This is a genomic window from Saccharothrix sabaoui (assembly GCF_051756985.1).
In the GTDB taxonomy this organism is placed as follows: Bacteria; Actinomycetota; Actinomycetes; order Mycobacteriales; family Pseudonocardiaceae; genus Actinosynnema.
Map to the genome: position 1 here is coordinate 1 of NZ_JBPKJK010000303.1, position 4,485 is coordinate 4,485.

Here is a 4,485-nt window from a genome sequence, read left to right on the forward strand (position 1 = left end):
TCACCAGCGCCGCGATCGGCGAGCGCTCCGACCGGGTCAGGGTGACGTGCGCGAACAGCGGGTGGCCCTTCAGCTTCTCGATGACCGCCGCCACGCCGTCGTGCCGCCCGACGCGCAGGTTGTCGCGCTGCGCCACGTCGTGCGTGAGCACGACCCGCGAGTTGGTGCCCAGCCGCGACAGCACGGTGAGCAGGACGTTGCGCTCCAGCGACTGCGCCTCGTCGACGATGACGAACGAGTCGTGCAGCGACCGGCCCCGGATGTGGGTCAGCGGCAGCACCTCCAGCATGCCGCGGTCCATGACCTCCTCGACCACGTCCTGGCTGACCAGCGCGCCGAGGGTGTCGAACACCGCCTGCGCCCACGGCTGCATCTTCTCGCTCTCGGAGCCCGGCAGGTAGCCCAGCTCCTGCCCGCCCACCGCGTACAGCGGGCGGAACACGACGACCTTGCGGTGCTGGCGGCGCTCCATGACCGCCTCCAGGCCCGCGCACAGCGCGAGCGCCGACTTGCCGGTGCCGGCCCGCCCGCCCAGCGAGACGATGCCGACCTCGGTGTCGAGCAGCAGGTCCAGCGCCACGCGCTGCTCCGCGGACCGGCCGTGCACGCCGAACGCCTCGCGGTCGCCGCGCACCAGCCTGACCTGCTTGTCCGCGGTGACCCGGCCCAGGGCGCTCGACGTGCCCGCGAGCAGCCGCAGGCCGCTGTGGCACGGCAGCTCGGCCACGCGGGCGAGGTCGGGCGCGCCGGGGTCGAACGTCGCCGGGTCGATCACGCCGTCCCGGTACAGGGCGTCCACGACGGACTGGTCGACGTCCACGTCGGACATCCCCGAGAAGCCCGACAGGGTGACGTCGTGCGCCCGGTACTCCTCCGCGGCGAGGCCGACGGCACCGGCCTTGACGCGCAGGGGCATGTCCTTCGTGACCAGCGTGACGGCGTTGCCCTCGGCCGCGAGGTTGAGCGCGCAGGCCAGGATGCGGGCGTCGTTGGAGTCCGTGCGGAAACCCGCGGGCAGCACCTCCGGGTCGGAGTGGTTGAGCTCGACGCGCAGGACGCCCCCGTGCTCGCCGATCGGCACCGGGTTGTCCAGGCGGCCGTGCTTCAGCCGCAGGTCGTCGAGCAGCCTCAGCGCCTCCCGCGCGAACCAGCCCAGCTCGGGGTGGTGCCGCTTGCCCTCCAGCTCGCTGATCACCACGAGCGGCAGCACGACCTCGTGCTCCGCGAACCGCGTGGTGGCCATCGGGTCGGAGAGCAGCACGGACGTGTCCACCACGTACGTGTTGGTCGTGGGCGCGCCACGGCGCCGAGAAGTGCTGCGCGATGAGCCTGAGGAACGGCTCGCGGGTCGTCGTGCGTTCACGGCAACTCCCTCACGAACGCGGCACCCGCGTCCGCTCCTCGCTGGGCCAGGCACCACCCCGATCGACCGGTACGCCGTCACGCTCTGGCGCACCGACCACGAGGGCCGGGTGCCGGCCCCCTCGTGCTCACCGCCACGATCAGGGCCTCCCTGCGCGGTCCGCAGTGGACGCGTCCCGCCAACCGGAAGTTACCTCCGCAGTCCCTCTTATGCAGGCAGCCACACAGGTGATTCGTCAATTCGTCACCTGGTCGCAAAACGCGGGAAAGATGGCCACAACGGGTGCTTGCGCGGCGCCACCGGCCGTCACACCGGCGCAACGCGCCCTCGTCCGCGCAGCTCAGCGGCCTGACGGCCGTCCCGGTGATCCGGTCACCCAGGGTCGCGGGGCAGCCAGGGCACGCCCTCGTCGATCTCCTGCCGGAGGGTCCGCGGCACCAGCGGCTCGTCGAGGAGTCTCAAATAGCGGTCACCGAGGGTGTCCGCCGGGGCGCGGAGGTCGAGCCACGCCCGCAGCAGCCGCACGCCCTCGACGTAGGTGGTGGTGTAGGCCCGCCACAGCGGGTCGGCGAGGAAGCGCAGCATGTGCCGGGCCCGCCGCTCGGGCACGAGCAGCCAGCGGCGCAGGAACTCGACCACCTCGTCGGGGTGGGCGCGCCGGTCGTGCAGCATCAGCGCGGCGTCCTGGCGCACGGTGAGCAGCCCGGACAGCGCCCCCTCGACGCGCTCGGCCAGCTCGCCGTCCATCCGCAGGCCCAGGTCGCCGACGACGTCCTCGGTCCAGCGGCCCCAGCCCGCGCCGACCACGGCGTGCAGGCCCAGCTCGGCCATGCCCTCGGCCATCAGGCACTGCGGCGAGTTGATCAGGAAGATCGACTGCTCGGCGTGGCCGCGCTTGCCGACCAGGCCGACCTCCTTGCGGCAGTGCTCGGTGTGGTGGCCGGGGTAGGACTCGTGCGCGACCAGGTGCGGCAGGTTGGACGTGCGGTGGCCCAGGTCGGCGTTGATCGCGACCCGCGAGCGGAAGCCGCCCAGGTAGTAGTTGAACCCGCTCCACGGCTTGTCGGTGACCACCTCGTACTCGACGACCTCGTGCGCGGGCAGCTCGTAGCGCTGCCGGACGCGGTCGCGCAGCGCGCTGGACAGGGCGTGCACGACGGGCCCGAGCTTGCGCGGCGGCACCTCGTCCAGGGCGCGGTGGTCGGCGAGCCGCTCGGCCAGCGACCCGCCGCCGGGCAGCAGGGCGTCCAGCTCGACGTGGGCGCGGCGGTAGGTGTCGGGGTGGCCGGGGCGCACGTCGACCTGGAAGTACGACCGGACCTCCTCCACGAACGGCACGCGCACGCCCGCGAGCCGGCGCGCGGTGGTCTCGGCGGCCACCAGGTGCGCCTCCAGGAACCGCTTGCGCTCCGGTTCCAGGTCGGTGCCCGGCAGCTCGCGGCGCAGCAGGGCGGCGCGCTCGGCGAGCGTGGCGGGGTGCGGGCGGGGCGCGTCGTCCACGGCCCGGAGCAGCGCCCGGTCCCCGGTGAACGAGTCGACCAGTCCAGGCACCAGTTTCCCGAGCCCCAGCCCGAGCACCTGGTACTCCCGCACGATCCCGTCGCCGTCCACAGGTCGGAGACGATACGAGAGGACCGCGCGATTTACCACAGGGCCACGGGCACCGCGAATCACCCGAAGAAGAACACCTTTTCGTGGGATGACAGACCGCCCGGCGTCACACAATAGGGTTATCAGCCTTCGAGCGGGGGTCCGGGTTCGGTAGTTTGCCCGCGACGAACCCGCTTGCGGGCTTCTCACAGCGCTGACAAAACGGGGAAACCCATGAAGAGGAGAGTGCAAGTGCTGAAGAAGGCAAGCACCGTTGCCGCAGTCGTGGCCGGGCTCATGATGCTCGGCTCCCCCGCGTTCGCCCTGAGCGGCGAGCCGGACGAGCACGGCTTCCACCCGGTCGACGGCGGCAACTTCGCGATCGGCGAGGCGGACCTCGCGTACCTGGAGGGCGAGAACGGCGACGTTTCCGACCAGTTCGGCGCCATCAACTTCGGCAACGACTCGGACCTGCTGAGCCAGCTCAACGTCTGCAACACCGAGGTCAACGTCATCGCCGTGCCGGTGCTGTCGCACAACGACCACCCGAACCTGTGCGTCAACACCGACGACGACGACAACGACACCGTGGTCGCCGGCGAGTAAGTCGGTCGAACCCGACGTCACCGCCCCCGGAGCGGTGGTCCGCACAGCGCGGACCACCGCTCTTCGCGTTCGCGGACCGCGTGACCGGCCCGGCGGCACGGACCCGGCGATACCGGCCCGGCGATACCGGCCGCCTCGCGCGAGCGGCTGACGCGCGCGAATCCGCCCCGCGGAAAACACCGGTCCCACACTTCCCGGTGAACGAATTCCGGGCACCAGGGGAAATGCACCGGGCACTCCACACGTTCACCACGGAGAGTGCCGGGAATGCACTCCATCACTCTTCCGTGGTAACGCCGCCGAGAAAGTCCCAGTCGGATTAAATACCGAAGGGCGAAGCGTGCCGGAAGGCATGATCGATACCCAGTGCGACATAGCCCACAAACGAACAGAAAAATAATTCACACGATAGTGTCAGAGAGCTGACTCCGCCGCTGTCAGGCGGTAAATTATCGCTCCGAGGGCATCACCGCCTGAGCCGCCGGATTCCCCCGGACCGAATGCTTGAACGGGGACGCGGGGGTCATCACAAATTCTCATCAGAGGAGTGTGTTCCACATGTTGAAGAAGGCAGGCGTCGTCGCCATGGCCGCTGCGGGTCTCGTGATGCTGGGCTCCCCGGCCTTCGCGTCGCCGGGCCACGAGGACCACTGGGGCGGCAACTACGCCATCGGCGAGGTCGAGGCCTACTACGAGGAGGGCGAGGAGGGCGACGAGGTTGACCAGATCGGCCTCGTCAACTTCGGCAACGACTCCGACCTGCTGAGCAACCTCAACGTCTGCAACACCGAGGTCAACGTCATCGCGGTGCCGATCCTCTCGCACAACGACGAGAACCTGTGCATCAACACCGACAACGACGACAACGACACCGAGGTCGCGCACGACGGCGAGTGAGCCGACGGGCACCGAACCGCGTTGAGGTC

The 4,485-nt window shown here is 70.3% G+C and carries 4 protein-coding genes; 2 read left to right on the forward strand and 2 right to left on the reverse strand.

Annotation, left to right across the window (positions count from 1 at the left end):
* Together phoH2 and ACR807_RS41205 are read right to left on the reverse strand one after the other, a co-directional pair.
* Nucleotides 1–1,276 (reverse strand): RNA 5'-3' helicase PhoH2 (gene phoH2, locus ACR807_RS41200; RefSeq protein WP_438926987.1); only part of this gene is annotated, 1,276 nt, incomplete at its 3' end.
* 459 nt (nt 1,277–1,735) lie between these two features.
* Complete coding sequence (locus ACR807_RS41205; RefSeq protein WP_438926988.1) at nt 1,736–2,974, reverse strand: DUF885 domain-containing protein; 1,239 nt, start codon at nt 2,972–2,974, stop codon at nt 1,736–1,738.
* Between the two features lie 231 nt (nt 2,975–3,205).
* On the opposite strand from ACR807_RS41205, the gene ACR807_RS41210 reads away from it, so the two are divergent.
* Both ACR807_RS41210 and ACR807_RS41215 read left to right on the forward strand, forming a co-directional pair.
* Nucleotides 3,206–3,559 (forward strand): hypothetical protein, encoded by a 354-nt coding sequence (locus tag ACR807_RS41210; RefSeq protein ID WP_438926989.1) that lies wholly within the window; start codon nt 3,206–3,208, stop codon nt 3,557–3,559.
* 558 nt (nt 3,560–4,117) lie between these two features.
* Entirely contained in the window at nt 4,118–4,456 is a 339-nt protein-coding gene (locus ACR807_RS41215; RefSeq protein WP_438926990.1) for a hypothetical protein, read from the forward strand.
* The last annotated feature ends 29 nt before the right edge of the window (nt 4,457–4,485 follow it).